Source organism: Streptomyces sp. C10-9-1 (assembly GCF_024497955.1).
GTDB lineage: Bacteria > Actinomycetota > Actinomycetes > Streptomycetales > Streptomycetaceae > Streptomyces > Streptomyces sanyensis.
Genome location: NZ_JANHKP010000005.1, coordinates 59757 through 84943 on the forward strand (window position 1 = coordinate 59757; position 25187 = coordinate 84943).

Here is a 25187-nt window from a genome sequence, read left to right on the forward strand (position 1 = left end):
GTGGTTCATCCGACACCTGACGGCCAGTCTCGGCCACGGGAGCGTCCCGGTCATGAGTACCCGTGCTCATGACGGCGGCGGCGTTCGTGGCGTACGCCCCCGACGCCGCGGCAGCCCCTTCCGGTCCGAGGGGCCGACGCGGCCGGCGTCGGCGGGACGCATCGGCCCCTCCCGGTGCCCGCGGGCGGGTCACCCCTGCGGGGCGTCCTCGCCGTCCGGCTCGCGCGGGACGATCGCGACGGGGCAGCGGGCGTGGTGCAGCACCCCGTGCGCGACGTGGCCGAGCGCGCGGCCGATGCCCAGGCGCGGCCGGTGGGCCCCGAGGACGAGCAGCGCCGCGTCGTCGGCCGCCTCCACGAGCAGGCCCGGTACGGAGCGGGAGCCCTCGACCTCGGTGGTCACCGCCAGGTCCGGGAACTCCCCGGCGAGTGCGTCGACGAGCAGGCCGATCTCGTGCACCCGCTCCCGCGCCACACCGTCGATGTCGTCGAGCAGCGTGAGTTCGGTGCCGACGTGTGCGAGCGGTGCCCAGACGCTCAGCAGGCGGAGCTCCGTCTTGCGGGCCAGGGCCTCCTGCGCCGCGTAGCGCACCCACGGCAGGTCGTCCTGCCCGCGCACGGCCGCGACCACGCGCCGGGAGTCCTCGGCCCCGTGCTGGTCGCCGCGGACGACGACGACGGGGACCGTGGCGTGGGCGGCTGCCCCGAGGCCGACGGAGCCGAGCATCAGGGAGCCGAAGCCGCCGAGCCCGCGGCTGCCCACCACGATCGTGCCGTCGGTGCCCGCGGCCTCGCGCAGTGCGCTCACCGCGCCGGAGGGGCTCAGCTCCTTGGTGACCGTCAGGGCCGGGAAGCGCTCCGCCACGAGTTCGGCGGTCCCGGCGAGGAGGTCGCGCCCCGCCTCCCGCACCTTCTCGACGGTGTCGGCGGAGGCGTACAGCGCGCGCTTGTCGGTTCCCGTGGCGTGGACGAGGTGCAGGGGCCGTCCGCGGCGGTCCGCCTCGGCGGCGGCCCACAGGACGGCCGCCCGGGCTTGTGCGGAACCCTCGACACCGGCGACGACGGGCCCGAGGGTGATGGGGTTGCTCATTCGTTCCTCCTGGTACGGCCGCACCTGTCCGCGCCGCGTCCTCGCGGCGCCCGCGGTGCTCCTGCTCGCCGCGGCACACGGGTTCCCGCGCGGTCCGCGGTCTCTCGCCTGTCGCGATCTGCCTCCACGCTCCCACCGCCCGGCGGTCCGGAAGTAGGGACCCGGGGGTCCCTGGTCCGGGACGAACGTCCCTGTCGCGCCCCGCGGGCCTGGACGGCGTCGTCCCCGTCCCTCAGCCCAGGGTCGTCGCCACGCCCCTGAGCAGCAGCCCGCAGCCGAGCGCGAGCACCACGGCGGCGGAGGCGAGGGGAGCCGCTCGGCGGGCGAGCGCGAAGAGCCGCCCGTGCGGTCGCCGCATCAGCCTGCGGGTCGTGGTGTCGCGCAGGCGCACCACCGCGAAGCCCGCGGCCGCGAGGGTGAGCGCGAGACCCGCCCCGTAGGCGAGGACCAGCAGGAAGCCGAACCATGCCTGCCCGAGGGCCGCCGCGCCGACCAGGACGACGACGGCCGAGGGACTCGGCACCAGCCCTCCCGCGAGGCCCATGAGGACCACTCCGCGCAGACCGGGGGCGGGAGGGAGGTGGGAGTGCACGTGGGGGTGGGAGTGGCCGTGGGCGTGGTCCGTCGGCGCGGCGGGGGCGGCGGAGGGGTGCCGCGTCCCCTCGCCCGCGTGGACGGCTGCGTGGACGGCTGCGGCCGGTACCCGCTCCCCCGCCGGCCCGGTCCGGGCCTCGCCGGGGTGCCGGTCACCGCCCTCGCCGCCGGGCCCGTGGGGGTGGGCATGCCCGTCGGTGTGGACATGGGGGTGGCCGTGCGCATGGGCATGGCCGGGCGCGTGGCGCCGTCGCCAGGCCCTGCGGACCAGGAGCGCTCCGGCGAGCGCCACCAGCGCTCCGCTCGCCACCGTCAGCCAGGACACCACCGTGGGCGCGGCGGCCGAGCCGGCCGTGATCAGCGCCCCCAGCGCGAACACCCCCAGGGTGTGGGTCAGGGTCACCGAGGCCCCGAGCGCAAGGACGTCACGCAGCGAGGACCGGCCTCCGGCCGTCGCGGCCGCGGCCATCATCGTCTTGCCGTGGCCCGGGGCCAGAGCGTGCAGGGCGCCGAGGCCCAGGGCGACGGCGAGGGCGAACGCGGCGAACCCGAGCGTCAGCTCGTGCCGGGCGACCAGGCCGGTCAGCGCCTGCGCCCAGCGGTCGGCCCCGCGCGGCAGCACGCTCGCCACCGGGGAGCCGTTTCCCTCGCTGCGACCGTCGGCGAGCGCGGGGCCACCGGGCCGCACGGTGAACCCCGCCGTCTCCTGCCGCGGCGGGGACGACAGGAGGTCGTCGGGGTAGGCGCGCAGGCGCTGCGAGACGGACTCCTGCGGCACGTCCGATGCGTCGAGCGTCATGGCGTCGCCGCGGCCCGTGATCTCACGCCAGCCCGCCGCGGTCGCGGCCCGGGCGGGCCGGTAGGAGAAGCGGATCTCCTCAGCGCGCGGAATCGGCGCCGTCAGCGTGCAGCTCACGCGCAGGGTCGTCAGCCCGGCCTGGCCCGCCTGCTCCCGGGCCCGGGCCGCCTCGGCCGTGACCGTGGCGCGGTCGCCCGCGACGACGAGGCGGGCGCCGTGGGCCGCGGCCTCGCACCGGATACGTGCCCACGCCGTCAGCTCGGATTCCGTCAGCCGGTCGTCGCCGTCGGTGTCGATCCGGGCCCGCTCCTGCGCTGCGGGGATCTCGGCGAGGTCCTCCACGTGGTCCACGCCCAGCCGGCCGGGTGAGACCACCAGCCCGTCGTACTGGCTCACCGTGAAGTTGCCGAGCGGGTGGGCCTGCGCGGTCTGGGCGGGGAGCAGTGCGAGCACGGCCCCGGCCAGGAGCGCGCCGACAGCGTTCGCGACGGCGCGCGGCGTCACCGGGCGCTCCCCTCGCCCCGCCCCGCGGCCGCCAGGCTCTGGAGCACGGCCCTGGCCTCGCGGGCCCCGGTGGGCGAGAAGCCCGGGTTCAGTTCCAGCGCGGCGCGCAGATGGCGCTCGGCGCTCTCGTCGTCGCCGAGAGCGTGCTCGATCATGCCCCGGTGGAAGAGGAACGGTGCATGGCGGTAGCCGGGCGAGGTGGCCGTCGCCTGCCGCGCGTGGCGCAGTGCCTCCTTGTCCCGCCCGTTGGCGTGCAGGGCCCAGGCGAGCGCGTCGGCGGTGTGGACGGTCCGGCGGCGTTCCCACTCGGCACGTGCCGAGGCCAGTGCCTGGCGGGGGTCGCCGTGGTCGGCGGCGACCAGGGCCGCTTCCAGGTCGGTGGAGACACCGCCCGCGGAGGCCAGGCGCAGCCAGGTCCCGGCCAGGGCGTACTGCTGCCGGGCCTCGGTGTGCCGCCCGGCCGCCTCGTGGAGTTCGCCCAGGGCTGCCAGCCGTTCCGGGAGCGGCTGCCGGCGTACGGCCTCCCCGAGGTCCGCGAGCGCCCGCCGCGTGTCGCCCTGTGCGGCACGGGTGCGTCCGCGGCCTTCAAGGGCCGGCAGATGCCCGGGATCGGCCCGCAGGGCGTCCTCGAAATGGCCGAGGGCCCGGTCGTACCGGCCCTGGTCCCAGGCGAGCCAGCCGAGCGCGGTGGCGGCGTACGCCCGCTCCGACGCTCCCGTGGCCGAGTCCTGCACCCGCCTGAGCAGGCGCTCGGCTCCCGCCGTGTCGCCGCGCAGCTCCAGCAGGTACGCGTACCGGGTGAAGACCGGCAGGCCGGGGCGTCGGCGGTCGGCGAGTCGCACGGCCTGCCACGCCTCCTCGTAGCGGCCGAGTTCCACGAGGGCGTCGACCCGGCCGGCCAGCGCCTGCTCGCTGTAGGGGTTCACCCGCAGGGCGTGGTCGGCGTGTCCGAGTGCGGCGGTGAAGTCGTGTCGGGCCGCGGCCAGCAGTGCCCGCCCGGCGAGGGCGGCGTCGTTCCCGGCTGCGGGACGCAGCTCCAGCGACCGGGCGAAGGCCGCTTCGGCCTTGGGATAGAGGGCCGCGTCGCCGCTGGTCCGCGCCTGTTCGACATAGGCGGTGCCGAGGGCCGCCCAGCCGGTGGCGTCCTTCGGCTGGGCCTTCAGGTGCTGCTGCAGGGCCGCGGTGCCCCGGGCGAGGTCGTCGGCGGTCGACCGGGAGAGCGGGACGCCGGCGGCGAGCGCGGGGGCGGGCTGCCCGGGGCCGGGCTCCGCTCCGCCCGCCACGGTGGCGGCGGCGGTGGCCGCCAGGGCGGCGGCTGCCACGGCGGCCGTCCGCAGACGCAGGCCTTTCCCCCGCACTCGCGCGAGCATCGGCTTGGGTCGGGGCATGTGTGTCAACTTCCTCGGTCCTGTCGAGAAGGGGCGGCTTGACGCCTGTCGTTCGCGGGTGGCGGGACGACGCGGACGCGCCGGTCGCGGTTCGGGGCCGCGGGCCCGGGGTGAGCCGGCCGGCTCACCCCGGGCCCGCGGCGTCGGGTCAGCCGAGCCAGGACCGGCGGGCGGGGCGGCGGCGGGCACGCAGCCAGAGGGCTCCCACGGCGACGAGGAGCACGGCGCCCGCGCCGGAGACGGCCGGCACGGTGTACTGGCCCCACGAGCCGGAGAGGCGTGAGGCTCCTCCGTCGAGGGCGGTGGCGCTCTTGCTCTGCGCGTCGGCGGCGGCCCGGGTGTCCGAGCCGGAGGCGGGCAGCGCGACGTAGGGGAAGGTGTGGCCGAACTCCTTGTCGTTGGTGTCGACCGCGTCGCCCAGGTCGTTCTGGGATCCGACCAGTTCGCCCTCGACGACCTGCAGGGCGATGTCGAGGACGTCGTCGGTGAGACGGCGCCCGTTGGGGAATCCGGCGTTGTCCCCCTCCAGTACGCCCAGGCGCTTCGGCTCGGCCACCGGCTTGACGGAGGTGTTCAGCCGCAGCATCTCCGAGGGTGTCCCGCCGGCGGGCTGGTTGAGGCCCTCGACGCCGGTGAGGAACACCGACACGAGGTCCTGGCGCGGCTCGGCCGGCGCCTCGATCTCGTAGAGGGCTTCGATGAGCTTCGGCAGCTCCGGTTCGGTGACGTTCTTCAGGAAGTCGCCGTCGTCCACGGGTGACGAGGCGTTGAACCTGTCCTTGTCCTTGACCGGGTTGACCACTTCGTTGACCAGTGGCATGCCCAGCCGCGACACCTGCGTCCAGTGGCCGCTCGCGCCGCGGCGCTCCGTGGTCGAGTAGATGCCGATGACCGGCTGCTTCTCGGACTCGCGCAGGAAGACGCTCGGGACCTGCAGGGCGATGGAGTTGACGTTGTAGCCCCTGAGGCTGTCGTTGCCGACCTCCGACAGGTCGCCGCCGTAGAGCAGGTCGAAGACGCGCAGGTCGAGGAAGAACGGGTCGTCCGCCTGGCCCGCGAAGGACTTCAGCCCGCCCGCGACCTCGTGGACGGCCTGGTCCCGCAGCTTCTGGTAGTCGGGCATGGACGCCTTGCCGACGTTGGCCGGCGCGGTCGGCAGGTTCCGGGCGAGCCGGTGCGAGGAGACGGCCTTGCCGTGCTTCAGCCGCACGAGCTCGATGTCGTAGGTCTGGGTGAAGTTCAGGTCCGGGTCGTCCAGGCTGTCCACCACGCCCGTGTTGTGCAGGAAGGTGTGCTCGTTCTTGCGGTGGTCGGTGAAGGTGAACCGGTAGAGCAGGTCGTCGCGTGCGTCCCCGTCGCTGTCGACGTGGATGGTGTAGCGCGCGTCGCTGGCGAACGGGAAGAAGTTCGGTCCTCCCGCGGGTTCCTGGAAGGGCAGCCAGTTCGCCACGATCGTCGTCGTGTCGGGGTGATCGGGGCTGACGAAGGCATACACGTCCGTGTTGTCGAGCTGCGGCAGCCCCGAGATCAGGGGGGCCTCCCGGTGGCTGGATGCCGTCGCGGTGCGCGGCTCGAGCGCCGCGGCGCCCACGGCCGAGAGCCCCGCTGCGGCCAGTGCCCCGCAGGTGAACAGAGCCATGCTCCGGCGTGCTGGTCGGGGCCGGCTGCCCCACGTCTTCGGCGTCATCACGTTCGTCCTTCGTCCGACTTCCGGTCCGGTCCGGTTGTCCGACTAGTACGTGCGCCGGGGCGGTTTTGTTTGGTCTTGATCGCTGCGAATTTCGGCGGGGCGGTTTCCCGGGCGGGCGCGCGGACCGCGCGCGGGGAGACCGCCGGGCAAGGGTCCGCGCAGGTGGGGAGGGACGTGCAGGGGTGGGCGGGGGTGGGCCGGCGGCCCCGGCATTCCCGTGGCGTGCGGGCGGTGAACCGCCGCCCGCCGCGGCGGGCCGGACGGGCGACCGGGGGCAGCGGCCCGCGGGGCGGGCCCGGCGCGTGGAGCGGGCCCCGCCACCGTGTCCGGGTCCGGTCCGCCGGCGCTCACCGCTCCTGGCAGGTGCGCAGCAGGGCGAGCAGTTCCTCGTCGCCCAGCCCGAGCGCCCGTGCGTCGGCCACCAGGCTGCGTACCCGGGCGACCAGGTCGGCGCGGGCGGGCCCGGCCCCGGCGGTGACCACGGCTCCGCGGCCCCGCCGCAGTTCGATCAGGCCCTCCTCGGACAGCTTCCGGTAGCCGCGCAGGACGGTGTGGACGTTGACACCGAGCGAGGCGGCCAGTTGCCGGGCCCCGGGCAGCCGGTCGCCCGGCGCCGCGCGGCCGTCGGCGATCGCGCCCCGTACCGCGGCCGCGACCTGGTCGCCCAGCGGGACCGGCGAAGCGGTGTCGACCCTGACCAGCACGGTCAGCCCTCCGTTCCCCGGCGCGAGATCAGCGCGTTGAGCAGGGCCGCCGCGCTGCGGGAGTCCTCGACGGTCACCACGAACTCCTTGCCGGTGCGCAGCCGCAGCGAGAGCGCCCGCCCCGCGTACAGCACCAGCCCCCGGGAACCGGGACGGACCCGGTAGCCCCATCCGCCGAACTCGGCGAACGGCGCCACCTCGCGGCTGCCCGCGGTCTCGATCTGCTCCAGGGGGATCCTCTTGCGGAACCAGGGCAGCCCGAACCAGACGAGGCTGAGCCCCCGGTCGTCGACGACGACGCGTACCAGCGTGGACGCCGCCGCGACCACGGCGACCGACGACAGGACCGCCGCGGGCAGCCACTGCGACAGCGCGGACAGCGCGGCGGACGCCACGAGCAGGGCCGCGGCGAGCCAGACCGCGGACCGCGCCCCGGCCGCGCGGCTCCACACCGCCCGCTCCCCCGCGGCGAGTTCCAGCGGTGCCTCCGCCGCGGCGGCCTCGGGCCCTGCCTCGGGATCCGGACCGAGCAGCCACCCCGCCACCGTTGCGGACAGGACGCCGGCGAGGGCCATGACCGGCAGCATCAGCGGGTCGAACCGGGCACCGGACGCATCGGCGAGGTCCGTGTTGGCCAGCGGCACGGCCGCCAGCGCCCAGCCGAGGACGCCCGGCACTCCGGCGACGGCCGCGACCGTCGCGCGCGGCAGCCCGCCCCGGCGCGAGCCCGCCCACAGCACGGCCCCGACCAGCGCGCCGACCCCCAGCAGAACACCGAGGACCACCCAGGGCCACCGGGCATGGGCCGTGAACCCGTCGGGGCCCGCCCCGGAGAAGTGCGTCGCCATCGGGTCGGGCAACCGGTCGCGCACGGCGGCGAACACCGCCAGCGCGAGAACCGCAGCCGATCCGTGGGCCGCCAGCACCAGACCGATGCCCCGCCACCGTCTCCCCATTCCCGTCCCCTCTCGCGAGCAGCTCCCGATCTCACGACGATTGTTCGCATTGAATGCAAACAAGTCAAGCGATCAGGACCACCGGCCTCAGCGGCACTCCGCGGCGGGGGCCTGCGGCCGGCGGAGCCCCTGGAGGAGCAGCTCGACCAGTCGGCGGGGGTCGTAGCGGGAGTCGCCGTCCCGCCCGATGCAGAGGTTCCCGATGCCGCGCATCAGCTCGTAGGGCTGCACACCCGGCCTGATCTCCCCGGCGTCGACCGCGGCATCGAGCAGCCGGGCGCAGACCGGCATCAGGCGGTCGAGGAAGTGGGTGTGCAGTGCGGCGAAACGGTCGCTGTCGGACTGGAGGGCGTCGGCGAGCCCGTGCTTGGTGACGAGGAAGTCGACGAAGAGGTCGACCCATCCGCGCAGCGCCTCGAACGGGGAGCCGGAGGAGGCGAGCAGGTCCGGCCCGGCCTCTGCGCACGCCTCGATCTGGTGGTGGTAGACGGCCGTGACGAGGTCCGCCCGGGTCGGGTAGTGGCGGTAGATCGTGGCCATGCCGACGCCGGCCCGGGCCGCGATCCGGCGGATGGGCGCGTCGACGCCGTGGGTGACGAACACCTCCGCGGCAGCGGCGAGCACCGTCTGCTGGTTGCGCCGCGCATCGGCCCGCCTGCCCCGGGGCCGCTCGTCTCCGGTGTTGCCCTCAAGGGACACCGCATGCTCCTTCCGATCGCCGTTGACTAAACGGAGCAGCGCTCCATATGGTTAAACGAAACACCGCTCCGCTTCAGGCTAGCCGAAGCCGGGCGATCCGGACCGCCGTGCCCGCCCCGCCCGAAGAACGGCGGAGGCGGAGGCCGAAGAAGGGACCACCCGCCATGAGTGCCACCCCCCGTGCAACCGCCCCCCTCTCCCCGCCCCCGCCCGTCCTCTCCGTGGCCCCCGTGGTCCTGCCGTCCCCCGGCCGCGCCGTGGACCTGCAGGTACGGGTGTCCGCCCCGGTGTCAGGGGACGGCCTGCCGGTCATCCTCCTCTCGCACGGCCTCGGGTTCTCCAACCACCTCTCCTCCCTGAACGGCTACGCCCCGCTCGCCCAGCTCTGGGCGGCGCACGGTTTCGTCGTGATCCAGCCGACCCACCTGGACTCAAGGACCCTGGGCCCCGCCTCCGGCACCCCCGGGGCACCCCCGCACTGGCGCTCGCGGGCCGAGGACATGACGCGGATCATCGACCGGCTCGACGCGGTCGAAGCCGCCGTCCCCGGGCTCGCCGGGCGCGTGGACCGCGGCCGGATCGCCGTGGCCGGGCACTCCATGGGCGGGCACACCGCGAGTCTGCTGCTGGGCGCCCGGCTCACCGACCCTCTCGACGGGACGGAGGTGGACCTGAGCGAACCGAGGATCACCGCGGGTGTGCTGCTCGCCGCGCCCGGAAGGGGCGGCGACGCGCTCACCGCGTTCACGGTGGAGAACTACGCGTTCTTCCTGACGACGGACTTCTCGACGATGACGACGCCGGCGCTGGTGGTCGCGGGCGACAAGGACGACTCCGCGTTCCTGACCGTCAGCGGGCCGGGCTGGCACGCCGACCCCTACACCCTCTCCCCGGGCCCCAAGTCCCTTCTCACCCTGTTCGGAGCGGAGCACGGACTGGGCGGGATCTCGGGATACGACGCGGCCGAGACGACGGACGAGGACCCCGGGCGGGTCTCCGCCGTCGCCCGGCTCACCCAGGCCTATCTGCGCAGCACGCTCCACCCCGGCGACTCCGCCTGGCATGCGGCGCAGGACGCCCTGGCGGCCGGGTCCGAGCCGCTCGGACGGGTCGAGTCCAAGTAGGGCCGAAGCCGGGCCGACCGGCGGCGGCCGGGGGCCTCAGGCCAGGTCGGTCAGGTCCTCGGCGAAGACCTGCGAGAGCGGCTGCGGCCCCACGTACTGCTGGCAGTTGCACTGGTCGGCCTCGTAGCGCAGCGGCTTCTTGTTCTCGTCCCAGGCGGTCGGCACCTCGACCCGCTCGTGGCACCGGCCCTGCTTGTCGTGCTTCGCGAGATGGTGCGTGCATCCGCAGACGGGTTCGGGGGGCCTGCTCGCCGCCTCGACGGCCAGCCGCTCGTCCTTCGCCACCTCCAGCAACTGCATCTTGCGTTCGTGCCGGTTGCGCAGGGCGGTGCGCACGTTGTCGGCCGCCCAGGCGAAGCCCCCGGTCCAGAAAATGATCAGCAGCACCCACACCCAGTTCACCGGGTGTCCCCCTTCCGCTCGCTGCGCTTGCGCACCAGCTTAGACCGCGCCCCGCGGGGCGGGAGGGGGCCCGGGGGGAACGGCACCGGTCGCGCCGGGCGCCGGGCGGCTCCTGCGGTCCGCGGCCCGGCCCGGGGGACGGGCGGGCCGCGGACCCGGCAGGCGGGGGCCCGCCTCAGGAGGCGGCGGGGGCACTCAGGTCGTAGAGGGTGGTCCCGTCGACGGAGACGGCGGTGAAGTTCTCCGCGACCCAGGAGGAGATCTCCGTGGAGGTGCCCCCGCCGGGGCCGCCCCGCCCGCCTCCCTCGCCGCCGCCGACGAACCAGTGGACGCGTCCGTCGGCGACGTACCCCTGGAACTGCTCCAGGGTCGGGGAGGGGTCGCTGCCGTTGAAGCCGCCGACCGGCATGACCGGTTCCCCGGTGGCGAGTTGGAAGGAGGCCGCGTTCTGGGCGCCCACCGCCGCGGCGGCCCAGGTGTAGGAGCCGGCGTCCTGCAGCAGGAGGCTCCTGGCCTCCTCGCCCACCCGGGTGCCGCCGAGCAGGCCGCCCGTGCCGCCGCGGCCGCCGGTGCCGGGACCGTCGTCCTGGCGGCCGTCGCCCCGGCCCCCGCCGTCGGGCCGGGTGCCGTCCTGGCCCGGCGGGAGCATGCCGCGCGGGCCCTGGCCCCGGCCTCCGGCCGCGCCGTCCTGCCCGCCGGGACCGCCCTGCCCACCCGGACCGCCCTGGCCTCCGGGGCCCCCGCGGGTGCCGGAGACCGCCGGGCCGGCCGTCACCAGCGACCCGGTGTGCGCGCTGTTCACGGTCGTGGCCGCGTAGGCGGCGGGTCCGGCGAGGGAGACGGCCAGCGCGAGTCCGGCGGAGGCCAGCACCACCCGGCGGCCCAGGCGGACCGCCGTCAGCCCCACGGCCGCCAGGAGTCCGGCCGCGAGGACGGCCGGTGACAGCCACGGCAGATAGTTCTCCGCACGGTCCAGCAGACGCGAGGACCACCAGGCGGTCAGGGCCACGGTGCCCGCCAGGCAGACGGCCCAGGGCCACCGCGCCCGCTCCTCCCACAGCATCGTCGCGCCCATGCCCACCAGCGCCGCGATGGAGGGGGCGAGCGCCACCGTGTAGTACTCGTGGAAGATCCCCGCCATGAAGCTGAACACCGCGGCCGTGGACAGCAGCGCCCCGCCCCACACCAGGAACGCGGCCCGGGCGGTGTCGGTGCGCCGGGCGGCACGGGTCAGCACCAGGCCGGCGGCCAGCAGGACCAGCGCCGCGGGCAGCAGCCAGGCGATCTGCCCCCCGGTGTTCCCGGCGAACAGCCGGTCCAGTCCGGTCTCGCCCCAGCGACCGCCGCCGCCCGGACCGCCGCCGCCGCCGACGCTGCCGACCTCGTTGCCGTTGATGCGCCCGAAGCCGTTGTAGCCGAAGGTCAGTTCCAGGAAGCTGTTTCCCTGCGAGCCGCCGATGTAGGGGCGCGAGGAGGCCGGCCACAGTTCGACGACCGCGACCCACCAGCCGCCCGACACCAGCAGCGCCGCCGCCGCGAGGGCCAGCTGCCCCAGGCGCCGGCGCAGCCGGGTCGGTGCGCAGACCGCGTAGACCACCGCCAGGGGCGGCAGGATCAGGAAGGCCTGGAGGGTCTTCGTCAGGAACGCCAGCCCGACGGCCGCGCCCGCGGCCAGCAGCCACCCGGTGCGCGCCTGCTCCAGGGCGCGGAGCACGCAGTAGACGGCGGCCGTCATCAGCAGGGCCAGCAGCGCGTCGGGGTTGTTGAACCGGAACATCAGGGCCGCGACCGGGGTCAGGGCCAGCACGGCGCCGGCGATCAGCCCGGCCGCCGGGGTGAACCGGCGGCGCACCGCCGCGTAGAGGACGGCGACGGTGGCGACTCCCATCAGCACCTCGGGGACGAGGATCTGCCAGGAACCGAGCCCGAACAGCCGTACCGACAGCGCCATCGGCCACAGGGCGGCCGGGGGCTTGTCGACGGTGATGGAGTTGGCGGCGTCGGAGGAGCCGAAGAAGAACGCCTTCCAGCTCTCGCTCCCGGCCTGCACGGCGGCGGAGTAGAAGGAGTTGGCGTAGCCGGAGGAGTCCAGGTTCCACAGGTACAGCAGGGCGGTGGCGGCCAGCAGGGCCAGCAGCGCGGGGCGCACCCACGCCGGGTCCTCCGGCCGTCCGCGCCACGGCCGCCCCGGGACGCGGACGCGGCCGCGCCCGGCTCCCGCGTCCGTGCCGGGGGGCGCTGCCGCGGGGGCGCCCTCGGCGGCGGGGGCGGCGGAACCGCCCGGATCCGGGGCGGCGGGGGTGGGAGCGGTGCTCATCGGGTGGACCTCGTGTCCTCGTCGGCGGTGCGGTCGGGGGCGGGGGCGGGGGCCCGGCGGGAGGTGCCGGGGCCGGCGTCCGCGGTTCGGGTGCGCGGGGTGCGGACGGTCTCGGGGAAGACCCAGGTCCGCAGCAGCAGGAAGCGCAGCACGGTGGCGGCCAGGTTCGCGGCCACCAGGACGGCCAGTTCGGTGGTGTGCGGGGGGCTTCCCGCCGCCGCGTCCAGGGCGGCGAGGGAGCCGCTGGTCAGGGCCAGTCCGATGGCGAACACCACCAGCCCCTGTGCCTGGTGGCGGACCATCCGCTCCCGGCCGCGGACCTTGAAGGTCAGGCGCCGGTTGGCCGCGGTGTTGGCGACGGCGGACAGCAGCAGTGCCGCGGCGTTGGCGGCCTGCGGGCCCGCGGCCGACCGGAACAGGGTGTAGAGCAGCAGGTACAGCAGGGTGGAGGCGGCTCCGACGGCGAGGAAGCCGACCAGCTGGCGGGCCAGGCCCGAGGGCACACCGGTCAGCAGCCGGTCGCGGGGGTCGTCGCCGAAGGGCCGGGCGAGCCGGTCGAGCGGCAGGGCTCCCACCGCCAGGGCGCGGCCCACCCGCCACACGCCCCGGAGGTCCTCGGCGGCGGTGCTGACGAGGTGCACGGTGGAGTCGGGGTCGTCCACCCAGTCCACCGGGACCTCGTGGATACGCAGTCCGGCGCGCTCGGCGAGGACCAGGAGCTCGGTGTCGAAGAACCAGCCGGTGTCCTCGACCATGGGCAGCAGGCGCTCGGCCACCTCGCTCCTGATGGCCTTGAACCCGCACTGCGCGTCGGAGAACCGGGCGGAGAGGGAGGACCTGAGGATCAGGTTGTAGGCCCGGGAGACGAACTCGCGCTTGGGGCCGCGCACCACGCGGGAGCTGTGCGAGAGGCGGGAGCCGATCGCCAGGTCGGAGTGGCCGGAGATCAGCGGTGCGACGAGCGGGAGCAGGGCGTTGAGGTCGGTCGACAGGTCCACGTCCATGTAGGCGAGCACCGGGGCGTCGGACTGCGACCACACCGTGTGCAGCGCCCTGCCGCGGCCCTTGGCCTCCAGCCGGCGGAAGCGGACCCGGGGGAGGCGTGCGGCCAGCTCCGCGGCGATCTCGGGGGTGCGGTCGGTGCTGGCGTTGTCGGCGACGGTGATGCGGAAGCCGTAGGGGAAGGTGCCGCTCAGGTGCGCGTGCAGGCGCAGTACGGACCGTTCGAGGTCGGCCGCCTCGTTGTACACGGGGACCACCACGTCGAGGACGGGGACGGGGGCCGGGCGGGCGAGCAGGTGCTCGCGGGCGGGCAGCGCTCCCGTGTGGGTGTCTGTTCGCATAGGGACGACCTTCCGCGGACCCGCTGTCACGGTCGTGTGGTGCGGCTGTGCGCCGGCTGTGAGGGCTTCCCGGCTCCCGGGGAGCGGCCGGGGGTACGGCGGGGCCGCCGCACGCCCCCGGGGGACGGCGGAGAGGACAGGGGGCGGGGCGCCCCGGAGGCAGGGCCCAGGCCGGGGGTGAGGAGGGGCGGGGCGGCGCGGCAGCGGGCGCACGAGGCCCCCGGGGCACACGGAGGGTGGCCTCGGGGAGCGGGTCCGGCGGGAGCCCCGGGGCGTCAGGGGCGGACGGGACCCTGCGGCCGGTGCGGTGCGGCGGTGGCGTCCTCCGCGGACGGCGGGTCCGCGGGGGCGGGCGCGGCGGGCAGCGTCACCGTGAACACCGTCCGGCCCGGGCGGGAGTCCACGGTGACGCTGCCGCCGTGCGCGCCGACGACCGCGTCCACGATGGCCAGGCCCAGTCCGGTGCCTCCGGCCTGGCGGGAGCGTGAGGCGTCGCCGCGGGCGAAGCGCTCGAAGATGCGCGGGAGCGCCTCGGGCGGGATGCCGGGGCCGTCGTCCTCGATCTCCAGGGCCGTGGCGGCCGGGTGGGCCGACGCGGGGCGGACGCGGGCGGTGACCGTCGTCCCCGGGGGCGTGTGGCTGGCGGCGTTGGCCAGCAGGTTCACCAGGACCTGGTGGAGGCGGGCCGGGTCGCCGCGGACGAGGGCCGGGGCGTCGGGCAGGTGCAGGCGCCAGTCGTGGTCGGTGCCGGCGGCCCGGGCGTCGGAGACGGCGTCGACGACGAGCGGGACGAGATCGGTGCTCTCGTAGCAGAGCGGGCGTCCGGCGTCGAGGCGGGCGAGCAGCAGCAGGTCCTCCACCAGGAGGGTCATCCGGGCGGCCTCGGACTCGATGCGGCCGAGGGCGTGCCGGGTGTCGGGCCCGACGGTACCGCTCTCCTTCCCTCTGCGGGTGAGTTCGGCGTAGCCGCGGATGGAGGCCAGGGGAGTGCGCAGTTCGTGGCTGGCGTCGGCGACGAAGCGCCGGACGCGCGTCTCGCTCTCCTGGCGGGCCTCGAGCGCGGATCCGACGTGGCCGATCATCCGGTTGAGCGCGGCACCCACGCGGCCGACCTCGGTGCGCGGGTCGGCCTCGGGACCGGGGACGCGTTCGCGGAGCACCACCTCGCCGCGGTGCAGCGGGGTCTCGGAGATCCGGGTGGCGGTTGCGGCCACGCGGCGCAGGGGGTGGAGGGCGACCGTGACCAGGGCGGTGCCCGCGATCCCGGCGGCGACCAGCCCGGCCGCGGTGACGCACACCTCGACGAGGACGAGGGTGGTGAGGGCGTCCTGCACGCCGGTGGTGGGCATGCCGACGAGGAAGGCGCCGCGCACACCGGAGACGTAGGCGACGCGGTAGTCGCCGCGGCCGGGGATCCGCACGGTGTGCGGCGCACCGTCGCGGGGGGTCCGCTCCAGGGCGTCGGTCTGCTCCGTGTCCAGCAGGCTCTCGGTGGGGGCGGGCCCGGACGGCTCCGCCTGGGTGCTGGCGACGGCCCGGCCGACGGATCCGTCGGCGCCGACCTGGGCGCCCACGGTGCCCAGGGGGGCGCCGCCGCCGGTGACGAACTCCAGGGGGCCGCGGCGGAGCGGGTCCTGGGGCGGGGCCGCCGCCCGGTCCGCGGGCGGACCCGAGGCGCGCATCCCGACCGCGGCCAGCTGGGAGTCGAGCTGGCCGTAGAGGTAGGTGCGGAAGGCGATGGTGGTGACCGTGGCGATCACGGCGGCGACCACCGCGATCAGCAGCACGGAGGCGACGACCAGGCGCGCCCGCAGCGACCAGGGGCCGCGCCGTGGGCGGCGGAGGGTGAGGAGGCGCTTCATTCCGCGGGTTTGATGAGGTAGCCGGCCCCGCGTCGGGTGTGGATCATCGGGGCCCGGCCCGCGTCGATCTTCCGGCGCAGGTAGGAGATGTACAGCTCGACGACGTTGGCCTGGCCGCCGAAGTCGTAGTTCCAGACGCGGTCCAGGATCTGGGCCTTGCTCAGGACCCGGCGCGGGTTGCGCATCAGGTAGCGCAGGAGCTCGAACTCGGTGGCGGTGAGGTGGATCGGGTCCCCGGCACGGGCGACCTCGTGGCTGTCCTCGTCGAGGGTCAGGTCGCCGACCGCGAGCAGCGACTCGCTGCGGGCCGCGGCCGTACCGGAGCGGCGGATCAGGCCCCGCAGGCGGGCGACGACCTCCTCCAGGGAGAAGGGCTTGGTGACGTAGTCGTCTCCCCCGGCGGTCAGCCCGGCGATGCGGTCCTCGACGGCGTCCCTCGCCGTCAGGAACAGCACGGGGACGTCGGGCAGTTCGCCGCGGACCCGGCCGAGGACCGCCAGCCCGTCCATGTCGGGGAGCATGACGTCCAGGACGACCGCGTCGGGGCGGAACCGCCTCGCGGTGCGTACGGCGCCCGCGCCGTCGGCGCAGCTGCGGACCTCCCAGCCCTCGTAGCGCAGGGCCATCGACAGCAGTTCACTCAGCGCGGCCTCGTCGTCGACGACGAGCACCCGTACGGGGCTGCCGTCCGGTCGGAGCATCTCGGTGCGCCGGTGGGGCGCGGTGGCGGTCATGCGGCCAGCCTGGGGCGCCGGGCTGAGACCTTCCTTGGGCGAACCTGTGAATTGGCTGAGAAGCGGACGGGCCCACCGCCGCGTCCGGGTCGGCGGGGCCGGTGCCGTGGGGCGGGGACGGGGCCGGGCGGCCGAGCGGGAGCGGGCGGCCGGGGCGCGGCGTCGTGCCGCCCGCCCGACGGGCCGCGGGCGGCGGTCCCCTGCGGGGCGTGCAGCCGCACGCGCCGCCGGCGGCGGCGACCGCCCCACGCGCGGTGGACCGTCCGGTACCGCGGCGCGGCATCCACCGGCCGCCGGCTCTACGCTCGTGGCGGCACCTCACCCTTGGGAGACTCGCACATGGCCACCTTCGTACTCGTTCCCGGCGCCTGGCTCGGAGCATGGGTCTGGGAAGACACCGCCGAAGCCCTGCGCGAGCACGGCCACACGGCACTGCCGCTGACGCTGACGGGCCTCGCCGAGCAGGCCGACCGGGGCGGGCCCGACACGGACCTGGAGACGCACATCGCCGACATCACCGGTTTCGTCGAGCGGAACGACCTGCGCGACGTCACCCTGGTCGCCCACAGCTACGCGGCGGCTCCGGTCACCGGTGCGGCGGGGCGTCTCGGCGGGCGGTTGGAACGGGTGGTCTACGTCGACAGCGCCCCGTTCGCGACGGGCATGTGCATGCTGGACCTCATGCCGCCGGAGGAAGCGGACCGGCTGCGCCGGGAGGTGGCCGAGTCGGGGGACGGATGGCGGCTGCCGATGCCTCCCCTCAAGGTGCTGGGCCGGTCCGGCAGCGTCGAGGGGATCGACGCGGACCGGGAGGGCGTGCTGCGCGCCCGGGCCACCGATCAGCCGTTCGGCACCTACACCCAGCGCCTGGCCGGTCCGGCGGAGCCCGGTGCCGACGTGGACCGTGTCCTGATCGCCTGCCGGGACTTCACCGGAATGCTGGAGGCCGGGGTGCCGATGCTGGCCTTCCTCGGCGAACCGCCGTGGCGGCGCTTCGACCTCCCCACGGGGCACTGGCCGATGCTCTCGGCACCGGCCGCTCTGGCCGGCCTCCTCGACGAGGCAGCCGCCTGAGCCGCGCCGACGGGCGCGGGCCCGGGGCGCCGCCGGAGCGGTCGCCCCGCCGCCCCCTTCGGGCCGGGCCTCAGGCGGTGCCGCTCTCGACCGCCGTCTTGATGCGCCGGCCGAAGGCGGGGGCGTCCTTGCGGGCGGCGCCGCCGGCGAACGGGATGAGGAGCTTGCCGACCCCGTGCCCCTCCAGCACGTTGAAGATCCGCACCCGGGTTCCGCCGTCCCGGGTCGGCTCCAGGTCGTAGCCGCCCTCGCGGGCGGTGACGGCGTTGCTGGACACCTCGTGCCAGCGGATGCGGGTCGGAGCGCTGATCTCGCTGATCTCGAAGTCGCGCACGGTCCTGACGCCGGCGTCCTTGACGGTGCTGTGGAAGACGGTGCCCACGGCGGTGGGCCCGGGCGGTGTCTTGGAGATCTCCAGCACTCGGGGGCTGAACTCGGGGTCGTGCTCGCCGTCCGCCAGATAGGCGAAGACGTCCTCGATGGGGCGGTCGATCTCGACCGTCGCCTCGAACTGGGTGCTCATCGTCTCTCCCGTGGGGTACCGGGCAGGTCGGCGCCGGATGCCGCCCGGGTGGCGGGCGGGGCGCTCGGCGGGACCTGGGGGCAGGCCATCGTACGGCGGGCCGGGCCGGTCGTGGCCCTTCCACGGTAGCCCGATCGGGTGCGCCGCACCTGCCCGGGCGCCCCCGGCGGATGCGGCCGGGGACGGCACCGGGCGGTCTGCCGTGACGGGCCGCGGTTCCCGGGGCGTCGCGCCTCCCCGAGGCCCCGGCCTCCCGCCCGACCCACCCGATCCGCGCGCGGGCGGCCCCTCAGGAGCCCGCGGGGCCGGTCCCGCACCGGGGCCGCGTCTCCCCCTCCGCCGCGGGCGCGGGCCCGAAGGCGCCCGCATGGTCGCGCGCCCAGGAGCGGAACGACCCCGCGGGGCGCCCCAGGAGCGCGGGCACCGCGGTGCCCACCTCCTCCTTGCCCCCGGCGCGCAGCCGTTCCGCCTTCTCCACCAGGGCGTCGGCGACCTCCCGCGGATACCGCCCGCGCAGCGCCGCCCGCGCCTCGTCCGCGTCCATCTCCTCGAAGCGGAGGCGGCGCCCCAGCACCTCGCCCAGGTGCGCGGTCTGCTGCGCGGCGGAGACCGCCGCGGGCCCGGTCAGGGTGTGGCCGCGCCCGGCGTGCCCCTGCTCCGTCAGCGCCAGCACCGCGACGGCCGCCACATCGCGCGGGTCCACGCACGCATGGCCGGAGGACCCGTACAGGGCGCGCACCACGCCGCGTTCACGCACACCCGGCGCCCAGGCGAGCGCGTTGGACATGAACGCGCGCGGGCGCAGCAGCGTCCATTCCAGGCCCGAGTGCACCCAGAGCTCCTCGTTGCGGCGCTGCCATCGCGTGATCGCGTCGTCGGCCAGCGGGTCCAGCACCCCCGCGGCCGAGAGCTTGACCACGCGCCGGACCCCCGCCTCCCGGGCCGCGTTCAGGAACCGCAGGTCGTCGTCCCCGATCCGGCTCGTGACCAGGAAGGCCGTCCGCGTCCCCCGGGCCGCGCGCAGCAGGGACTCATGGTCCCCGAAGTCCCCCCGGACGACGCGGACTTCCGGGCGCCCGCAGGCGACGCGTTCCGGTGACCGGGCCATGACGCGGACCGGGAGTCCGGGCGGCAGCAGCCGCAGCACCTCCCGCCCGATGGTCCCCGTCGCTCCGGTCAGCAGAATCATCACGGCCCCTTCCTCGTCCCCGTGTTCACCTCCGCTGTAAGATACGAACCGGGCGGTTTTTTTGCGAACCCCACCCACCGGGCCGGGAAGGGAGAAGCACACCGTGGCCGAGCAGGTGCGAGCCATCCGTACACGCAGGACCATTCTCCTGTCAGCCGCCAAGGTCTTCGAGGAGAACGGGTACCAGGCGGCCACCATCGCGCAGATCCTCACCGAGGCGGGCGTCACCAAGGGGGCGCTGTACTTCCACTTCCGCTCCAAGGAGGACCTCGCCCAGGGCGTCCTGACCGAGCAGGACCGGCAGCTCGACGTGCCCGGGCACCCCGTGAAGGTGCAGGAGGTGGTCGACTCCATGATGATGCACGCCTACCGCCTCCAGACCGACCCGATGGTGCGGGCCGGGGTGCGCCTCACCATGGACCAGCAGGCCAAGGGCCTGGACCGCAGCGGGCCCTTCCTGCGCTGGGCCGAGGTCGGCCGGACGCTGCTGCGGAACGCGCAGGCGCAGGGGGAGCTGCTCCCCCATGTCGACCCCTCCGAGACGGCGGACGTCGTCGTGGCCTCCTTCGCGGGGATCCAGTCCATGTCGCAGGCCCTGTGCGACTACCGCGACCTGACCGTCCGGGTGGGGGCGCTGATGCGCCACGTCCTGCCCGGCGTCGTGGTGCCGTCCCTCCTCGCGTCCCTGGACCTGTCGGAGGGGCGCGGCGCGGCCGTGCACGCCCTGGCGCTGGAGCGTGCCGGCGGGGCGGAGCGCCCGGCCGGGGGGCGGAGCCCGGCGGACGCGCGCTGACGCGCCGCCCCCTGCGGCTCCGCCCGTTCACGGCCGCGGCGCCCCGCCCCGCGGCCCGAACCAGGCGGAGAGGGCCTCGCCGAGCTCCACGTCGCCCGGCGCCCAGGCGATGTAGCCGTCGGGCCGCAGGAGCAGCGCCTCCGCCGGGGCGTCGTCGGCCTCCGGGGCCCGCGCCACCCGCACGAGCGGGCCCCACGCCCGCGCCGCCTCGCGGTGGATCTCGCCCTTCTCCCCGAAGAGCAGCAGGACGGGGGCTCCGCCCCGCAGCAGGCCGACGACGTCCCTCCCGCCGTCCTCGGCTTCCCCGGCGGTGAGGACCCGGTTCGGGAGGAAGGTTCCGGCCGGGGGTGCGCCCCGCCCCGAGGCCGCCGGGTGGACGGTGTCCTGAGCACTGATCAGGCCGCCGAGATGCCGCTGCCCGTACCCGTCGGCGACGATGCCCCGGAAGAGCTCGCGCAGCCGGTCGACCTCACGGCCGGGGCGCATCAGCGCCAGTTGGGCGCGGGTGTTGTCGACGACCCGGCGGGCGGCCGGGCGGCGCTCCCGGTCGTAGGTGTCCAGCAGGGCGTCACCCGCCTCGCCGCGGACGACGAGCGCCAGCTTCCATCCGAGGTTCAGCGCGTCCAGCACCCCCGTGCTCAGCCCCTGCCCGCCGATGGGGAAGTGCAGGTGCGCCGCGTCGCCGGCGAGGAGCACGCGGCCCGCGCGGAAGCTGCGGGCCAGCCGTGTGTAGTCGCTGAAGCGGCTGAGCCAGCGCCCCCGGGTGAGGGCGATCTCGCGGCCCGCGATCCGGGACACCTCCCCGGTCAGCTCCTCCAGGGTGACCGGCAGCCGGTGCCGGGGGTGGGGACCGGTGCAGTCCAGCGTGCGGATGTGCCGCTCCCCGTCCCGACCGGACTTGACCGCGAGCCAGCCCCGCGGTGTGCGGTGCCAGCCGTCGGGCAGCGCTTCCGGGTCGGCGGGGGTGGCGACACCCGCCAGGGCCGAGACGGTGGGGCGTTCGCTGTCGGCGCCGATGCCGGCGTGGCCGCGGACCGTGCCGCGGGCGCCGTCCGCGCCCACGGCGTAGTCGGCGTGGAGGGTGAGCGCCCCCTGCGGGCCCTCGGCCCGGATCCGGACGCGCTCGGCGCTCCCGGCAGCCTCCCGTACGAGGCCGACGACGCGGTGGCCGCGCAGGAGGCGCACCCCGGCCGCGGCCGCCCGCGACGCGAAGTGGCGCTCGAGTTCCGCCTGCGGTCGCTTCAGGAGGGGCGGCGGTTCCGACGCCGGGGCCGTGAGGGGCAGTCCCGGCAGGCCCGCGAAGTGGAAGTGCCGGGTGCCGCCTCCGAAGGACGGCGGGAGGTGGCCGCGCCGGACCAGGCACTGCACGGCCCTGGCGTGGAGCGTCGTCGCCCTGGGCTGGTCCGAGACGGCCGTGCGTTCCTCCAGCAGGACGGTGTCCACCCCGTAGCCGGCCAGTTCCGCGGCCAGGAGCAGGCCGACGGGCCCTCCCCCGACGACGACCACCTGAGTCCGCACTCCTGCCCCCTGCCGTGCACCGCGCCCCCCGTGCCGCCCGGCGCCCGGACGGCCGGAATGACCTCTACCCCGCCGACCGCACCGCCCATGCGCCCCCGCGGACTGCTGCCGGAAACCGGCAACAGCGCCGGTTCCGAGCGGTGCCGGCGGCCGCGGGCAGGCGCCTCGCGCCCCGCACCGGGCGGCACCGGGGGCGGGTGCGGGGTCACCGTGCCGCCTGGGCCAGGTCCGGCCAGCGGGATCCCGCGGGGGGACGGGCCCCGAGCGTCTCCCCGACGGCCGTGCGCCAGTCCTTGGCGGGCGCGTAGCCGAGCTTCCGCGCGGCGCGGTCGCTCGGGCAGTACCAGTCCCGGGCGACGTGGACGAGCGACCGGGTGAGGAAGGGGGCGGATCCGGGCAGCACCGGGTGGAGCGCCTCCATGAGGCCGCCGAAGGCGAAGCCCGCCCCGTAGGGGACGCTGAAGCGGGGCGCGGGCAGGCCCGTCTCCCGGCAGACGTACTCCAGCACGTCGCGCATGGTGGGGAAGGAGGGGCCGCAGATGTTGAAGGACTCGTACGGGTCGAGTCCCTCCGCGAGCGCCGCCAGGGCCATCCCCTGCCCGAGGTCCGTGTCCGCGACCAGTGCGAGGCGGCTGCGGCCGCCGGAGAGCCAGGGCACCATCCTGGTCCGCAGGCGGGGGACGAGGGCGGGCACCATGCCGAGCGTGTTGCCCGCCCCCACGAAGTGACCGAGCCTCAGGACGACCATCTCGGTGCCCTGCCCGGCCGTGGCGCGCATGTGGTGGTCGAGGTCGATGAGCCGGTCCGCGTGGGGCCAGAACCCCGTGGGGCACAGGGGTGAGAGGTCGTCCACCGGGCCGCCGTCGCGCGAGGGCGTGCCGACGGCGACGGTCGAGGCCAGGACGAAGCGCCGCACGCCTGCGGCGCGCGCCCGGGCGAGGAGGTCGAGGGCGGGCTCCAGGAACAGCGTGCGCTCCTCGCGCCGGTGACCCCAGAAGGCGCCCCAGGTTCCCGCATGGCAGACGACGTCGATGCCGCGGACGACGCTGCGCCGGTAGTCCGGGTCCCTCAGGTCCCCTGCCCGCACCTGGCCCGCGAAGCCCTCGGGCAGGCGGTGCGGGTCGCGGCACGCGGCCACCGGCTCGGCCCTCGGGTCGGCGGCCAGCGCCCTGAGGGTGTGGCCTCCGAGGAATCCGGTGGCTCCGGTGACGAGGACGCGCACCGCGTCCCGGGAATGTGTCATGAGGGGGCTCCTTCGGGGGTCGGGGACGTCCCTTCAGGCCGCGTCACAGGGCGGCCAGCCAGCGGCGGAGCCGTCGGGCCTCGCCCTCGACGAGGGCGGGGTCCGCGAAGCCGTGGGCCAGCAGGCTCGCGCCCTGGAGCGCCGACAGCAGGTGGACGGCGAGCTGCCGGGGGTCCTCGTCCGTACCGAGGGCGTCGAACCGCTCGGTGAGCCAGTCGAGGATGTCCGCGAAGACGCCCCCGGCGCTCCGGGCCAGCGGGCCTCCGTGCTTGCCGAGTTCACCGCAGAGGGTTCCCACGGGGCAGCCGCTGCGGGCGAGGGACTCCCGGTTCTCCAGGGTCATGCAGACGAAGGAGTCGATCTCGGCACGGGGGTCCTTCCGCGCCTCCCACTGCTGCCTCAGGGCCGCCTGACGGGCCGCCTGCTCCTCGATCAGCGCCTGGCCGAGGTCCTCCTTGGTCCTGAAGTAGTAGTAGACGTTACCGAGGGGCACCTCGGCCCTGCGGGCGATGTCGGCCAGGGTCGTGCGGTGGAAGCCCTGTTCGTGGACGACTCCGACCGCCGCCTGCACCAGCCGGGCGCGCTTTCCGCTGTCCGTTCGACTCATGTTGGTCAGTCAACTGACTAACTGAGCGGGTGTCAACCCCGATCCGGAGCACGTGTGCCGGGGCACCTCCCGGCGGGACCCGGCCGCCCCGCCCCTCCGCGCCGGGAGGGGCGGAGCGGTCGCGGGCGCTACGAAGGCCGGGCGGCCTCGCGGGCCAGCACGGCCGGCTTGCCGGACAGGGAGCGCGCCACCAGCCGGCCGACGCCGGGGACGCCGGACAGCCGCATCGCCGCCCGCCTGACGCGCAGGCGCGAGGCGGACGCCGGCAGGAACCACTCGGCCGCCGCACGCCCGGCCTCCTGCCTGTCCTCGGCCACGGGGCGCCACCGCGCCTCGTAGGCGGCGAGCCCGGCGTCCACGGACGCCGACCGTCCCAGCTCCTCGGCCAGCACGTACGCACCGGCGATCCCGAGCGAGGCGCCCTGGCCGGCGAGCAGCGACACGGCGTAGGCGGCGTCCCCGACCAGCGCGGTGCGCCCGCTGCTCCAGCGGTCCGTCACGATCTGCGCCACCTGGTCGTAGTACACCTCGCCGGACGGCGGGCACTTGTCGAGGGCACGCGGGACGACCCAGCCGAGCCCCCGGTAGGCGCGGCGCACCGCCTCGCGTACGTCCCGGGGAACTTCGCCGCTCGCGGCACGGTGCACTCCGAACGCGGCGACGCGCCCGTCGCGCAGGCCGTACAGGCCCATCTGGCGGTCGACGGTGTCCGTCATGCAGAAGCGGCCCCGCACCTGTGCGAAGACCTCCGGGTCGTCGAAGACGTAGGCGGCCGTGTGGAATCCCCGGTACCGGAGGAAGGACGCCTCCTCGCCGAAGACCAGCCTCCGGACCGTCGAGTGCACGCCGTCGGCGCCGACCAGCAGGTCCGCCGTCTCGACGGTCCCGTCGAGGAGCGTCACGCGGACCCCGCCGGAGGTGTCCCGGACCGCGGCCGGGCCTGTTCCGAAGCGGAGGTCCACGGCCGCGGGGAGAGCCTCGCGCAGCGCCCGCTCCAGGTCGGGTCGCATGATGCTCAGCATCCTGCCGTCGAGGGCGCGGGCGAACCGCGTGTAGTCCAGCCCCGCACGGCGGTGCCCGCGCTCGTCCACGAAGCCCGCCTCGTCGATCCGGTAGGACAGTTCCTTCAACCGCGGCAGGAGGCCCATGGCCTCGGCCGCGTCGTAGCCCGGCCCGAAGAAGTCGACCATGTACCCCTGGGTCCGGGGCCCGGGGGCCTTCTCCACGACCACGACGTCCCAGCCCAGCGCGTCCAGCCGGTGCGCCGTTGCGAGTCCGGCGATTCCCGCCCCGCAGACCACTGCCTTCATGCCGTATCACCCGTTCCCTCGGCGGTCAGTCCCCCGCCGTAGATGGCCAGTACCTCCGGCGCCCAGCGTTCGAGGCCCTCGGCGGAGAGCGGGTCCACCCCGAGGACCTCGGCCACCCTCGGACGCAGCAGCAGCAGCGCGAGATCGTTGACCAGCAGGAACGCCGCCCGCACCTGTGGGTCGCGACCGGCGGCCGCCTGACCTGCCCGCTCCATCTGCTCCAGGGCGCGCCGGCTGAGTTCGAAGAGCCTGCGGAACAGGGCCCGCCCCGCCTCCGATCCCGACAGCAGCAGGCGCCCCAGGTAGGCGGGCACCGGGGAGTCCGCGGGCAGATGGCGCAGCACGGCCGCGCCGAGGCCGTGCTGCGGGCCCTGCTCCGGGTCACCCGCCGGGTCGCGGACCGCCACCTCGCGAAGGACCGCCTCGAAGACGGCCAGGACGTGCCGGTCCACCTCCTGCCGCAACCCGTCCTTGGAACCGAAGTGGTGCAGCACGAGCCCCGGGGACACCCCGGCGGCCTGGGCGATCTGCCGCACGGAGACCGCATCCGGCCCCGACACGGCGAAGAGCCTCAGGGCCTCGTCCCGCATCACGGCGCGACTCGTCCGGTCGCCGTCACCTCTCATCGCTGAACGCATGTTCAATACGTTAAACGTTTGTTCAGTCCTGGGCAAACGGCCGCCCGGCCCTCCCCTGCGGGGCCGGGCGGCCGCGCTCCCCCGGGC

The 25187-nt window shown here is 75.7% G+C and carries 22 protein-coding genes; 3 read left to right on the forward strand and 19 right to left on the reverse strand.

Annotated elements, in window-relative coordinates; translation table 11 throughout:
- Positions 1-189: 189 nt before the first annotated feature.
- The 7 genes from NPS70_RS08420 to NPS70_RS08450 form a co-directional block, all read right to left on the reverse strand.
- Positions 190-1089, reverse strand: coding sequence for a universal stress protein (locus tag NPS70_RS08420; protein ID WP_256523447.1), 900 nt, complete (start codon positions 1087-1089; stop codon positions 190-192).
- 232 nt (positions 1090-1321) lie between these two features.
- Positions 1322-2986: a sulfite exporter TauE/SafE family protein gene (locus NPS70_RS08425; protein WP_256523448.1), complete on the reverse strand. Its 1665-nt coding sequence runs from the start codon at positions 2984-2986 to the stop codon at positions 1322-1324.
- Positions 2983-4374 (reverse strand): lipopolysaccharide assembly protein LapB, encoded by a 1392-nt coding sequence (locus NPS70_RS08430; RefSeq protein WP_256523449.1) that lies wholly within the window; start codon positions 4372-4374, stop codon positions 2983-2985. The genes NPS70_RS08425 and NPS70_RS08430 overlap by 4 nt, the downstream gene beginning before the upstream one ends.
- 148 nt (positions 4375-4522) lie before the next feature.
- On the reverse strand, positions 4523-6013 hold the full coding sequence (locus NPS70_RS08435; protein WP_256523450.1) for a DUF4331 domain-containing protein: 1491 nt from the start codon (positions 6011-6013) through the stop codon (positions 4523-4525).
- A gap of 398 nt (positions 6014-6411) precedes the next feature.
- Positions 6412-6768: a GntR family transcriptional regulator gene (locus NPS70_RS08440; protein WP_256523451.1), complete on the reverse strand. Its 357-nt coding sequence runs from the start codon at positions 6766-6768 to the stop codon at positions 6412-6414.
- 2 nt (positions 6769-6770) lie between these two features.
- A complete protein-coding gene (locus NPS70_RS08445) occupies positions 6771-7724 on the reverse strand; it encodes a hypothetical protein (RefSeq protein ID WP_256523452.1) in 954 nt (317 codons plus the stop codon).
- Between the two features lie 87 nt (positions 7725-7811).
- Positions 7812-8423: a TetR/AcrR family transcriptional regulator gene (locus NPS70_RS08450; protein ID WP_256523453.1), complete on the reverse strand. Its 612-nt coding sequence runs from the start codon at positions 8421-8423 to the stop codon at positions 7812-7814.
- Positions 8424-8587: 164 nt separating this feature from the next.
- On the opposite strand from NPS70_RS08450, the gene NPS70_RS08455 reads away from it, so the two are divergent.
- A complete protein-coding gene (locus NPS70_RS08455; RefSeq protein ID WP_256523454.1) occupies positions 8588-9547 on the forward strand; it encodes an alpha/beta fold hydrolase in 960 nt (319 codons plus the stop codon).
- Between the two features lie 36 nt (positions 9548-9583).
- On the opposite strand, the gene NPS70_RS08460 is transcribed toward NPS70_RS08455, so the two are convergent.
- The 5 genes from NPS70_RS08460 to NPS70_RS08480 all read right to left on the reverse strand — a co-directional run bounded on the left by NPS70_RS08460 (position 9584) and on the right by NPS70_RS08480 (position 16205).
- Positions 9584-9949 (reverse strand): hypothetical protein, encoded by a 366-nt coding sequence (locus tag NPS70_RS08460; RefSeq protein ID WP_256523455.1) that lies wholly within the window; start codon positions 9947-9949, stop codon positions 9584-9586.
- Between the two features lie 175 nt (positions 9950-10124).
- Entirely contained in the window at positions 10125-12266 is a 2142-nt protein-coding gene (locus tag NPS70_RS08465) for a glycosyltransferase family 39 protein (RefSeq protein WP_256523456.1), read from the reverse strand.
- Complete coding sequence (locus NPS70_RS08470; protein WP_256523457.1) at positions 12263-13609, reverse strand: glycosyltransferase; 1347 nt, start codon at positions 13607-13609, stop codon at positions 12263-12265. Before NPS70_RS08470 ends, NPS70_RS08465 begins: the two co-directional genes overlap by 4 nt.
- 275 nt (positions 13610-13884) lie before the next feature.
- Entirely contained in the window at positions 13885-15471 is a 1587-nt protein-coding gene (locus NPS70_RS08475; RefSeq protein ID WP_256523458.1) for a cell wall metabolism sensor histidine kinase WalK, read from the reverse strand.
- Entirely contained in the window at positions 15468-16205 is a 738-nt protein-coding gene (locus tag NPS70_RS08480; protein WP_305885628.1) for a response regulator transcription factor, read from the reverse strand. Before NPS70_RS08480 ends, NPS70_RS08475 begins: the two co-directional genes overlap by 4 nt.
- A 339-nt stretch (positions 16206-16544) precedes the next feature.
- Between NPS70_RS08480 and NPS70_RS08485 the strand changes: the two genes are divergently transcribed.
- Positions 16545-17279, forward strand: coding sequence for an alpha/beta fold hydrolase (locus tag NPS70_RS08485; protein ID WP_256523459.1), 735 nt, complete (start codon positions 16545-16547; stop codon positions 17277-17279).
- A 70-nt stretch (positions 17280-17349) separates the two neighbouring features.
- Here NPS70_RS08485 and NPS70_RS08490 read toward each other — a convergent pair whose 3' ends face one another.
- Together NPS70_RS08490 and NPS70_RS08495 are read right to left on the reverse strand one after the other, a co-directional pair.
- Complete coding sequence (locus tag NPS70_RS08490) at positions 17350-17802, reverse strand: SRPBCC family protein (protein WP_256523460.1); 453 nt, start codon at positions 17800-17802, stop codon at positions 17350-17352.
- Between the two features lie 289 nt (positions 17803-18091).
- Complete coding sequence (locus NPS70_RS08495) at positions 18092-18991, reverse strand: NAD(P)H-binding protein (protein ID WP_256523705.1); 900 nt, start codon at positions 18989-18991, stop codon at positions 18092-18094.
- Between the two features lie 103 nt (positions 18992-19094).
- On the opposite strand from NPS70_RS08495, the gene NPS70_RS08500 reads away from it, so the two are divergent.
- Complete coding sequence (locus NPS70_RS08500; protein WP_256523461.1) at positions 19095-19784, forward strand: ScbR family autoregulator-binding transcription factor; 690 nt, start codon at positions 19095-19097, stop codon at positions 19782-19784.
- A gap of 27 nt (positions 19785-19811) precedes the next feature.
- Here NPS70_RS08500 and NPS70_RS08505 read toward each other — a convergent pair whose 3' ends face one another.
- The 5 genes from NPS70_RS08505 to NPS70_RS08525 form a co-directional block, all read right to left on the reverse strand.
- A complete protein-coding gene (locus tag NPS70_RS08505) occupies positions 19812-21302 on the reverse strand; it encodes an FAD-dependent monooxygenase (RefSeq protein WP_256523462.1) in 1491 nt (496 codons plus the stop codon).
- A 205-nt stretch (positions 21303-21507) separates the two neighbouring features.
- Positions 21508-22545 (reverse strand): NAD(P)-dependent oxidoreductase, encoded by a 1038-nt coding sequence (locus tag NPS70_RS08510; protein WP_256523463.1) that lies wholly within the window; start codon positions 22543-22545, stop codon positions 21508-21510.
- Between the two features lie 43 nt (positions 22546-22588).
- A complete protein-coding gene (locus tag NPS70_RS08515) occupies positions 22589-23152 on the reverse strand; it encodes a TetR/AcrR family transcriptional regulator (protein ID WP_256523464.1) in 564 nt (187 codons plus the stop codon).
- 128 nt (positions 23153-23280) lie between these two features.
- Positions 23281-24462, reverse strand: a complete 1182-nt coding sequence (locus NPS70_RS08520) for an FAD-dependent oxidoreductase (protein ID WP_256523465.1) — start codon at positions 24460-24462, stop codon at positions 23281-23283.
- Positions 24459-25100, reverse strand: coding sequence for a TetR/AcrR family transcriptional regulator (locus tag NPS70_RS08525; RefSeq protein WP_256523466.1), 642 nt, complete (start codon positions 25098-25100; stop codon positions 24459-24461). Before NPS70_RS08525 ends, NPS70_RS08520 begins: the two co-directional genes overlap by 4 nt.
- Positions 25101-25187 lie beyond the last annotated feature (87 nt).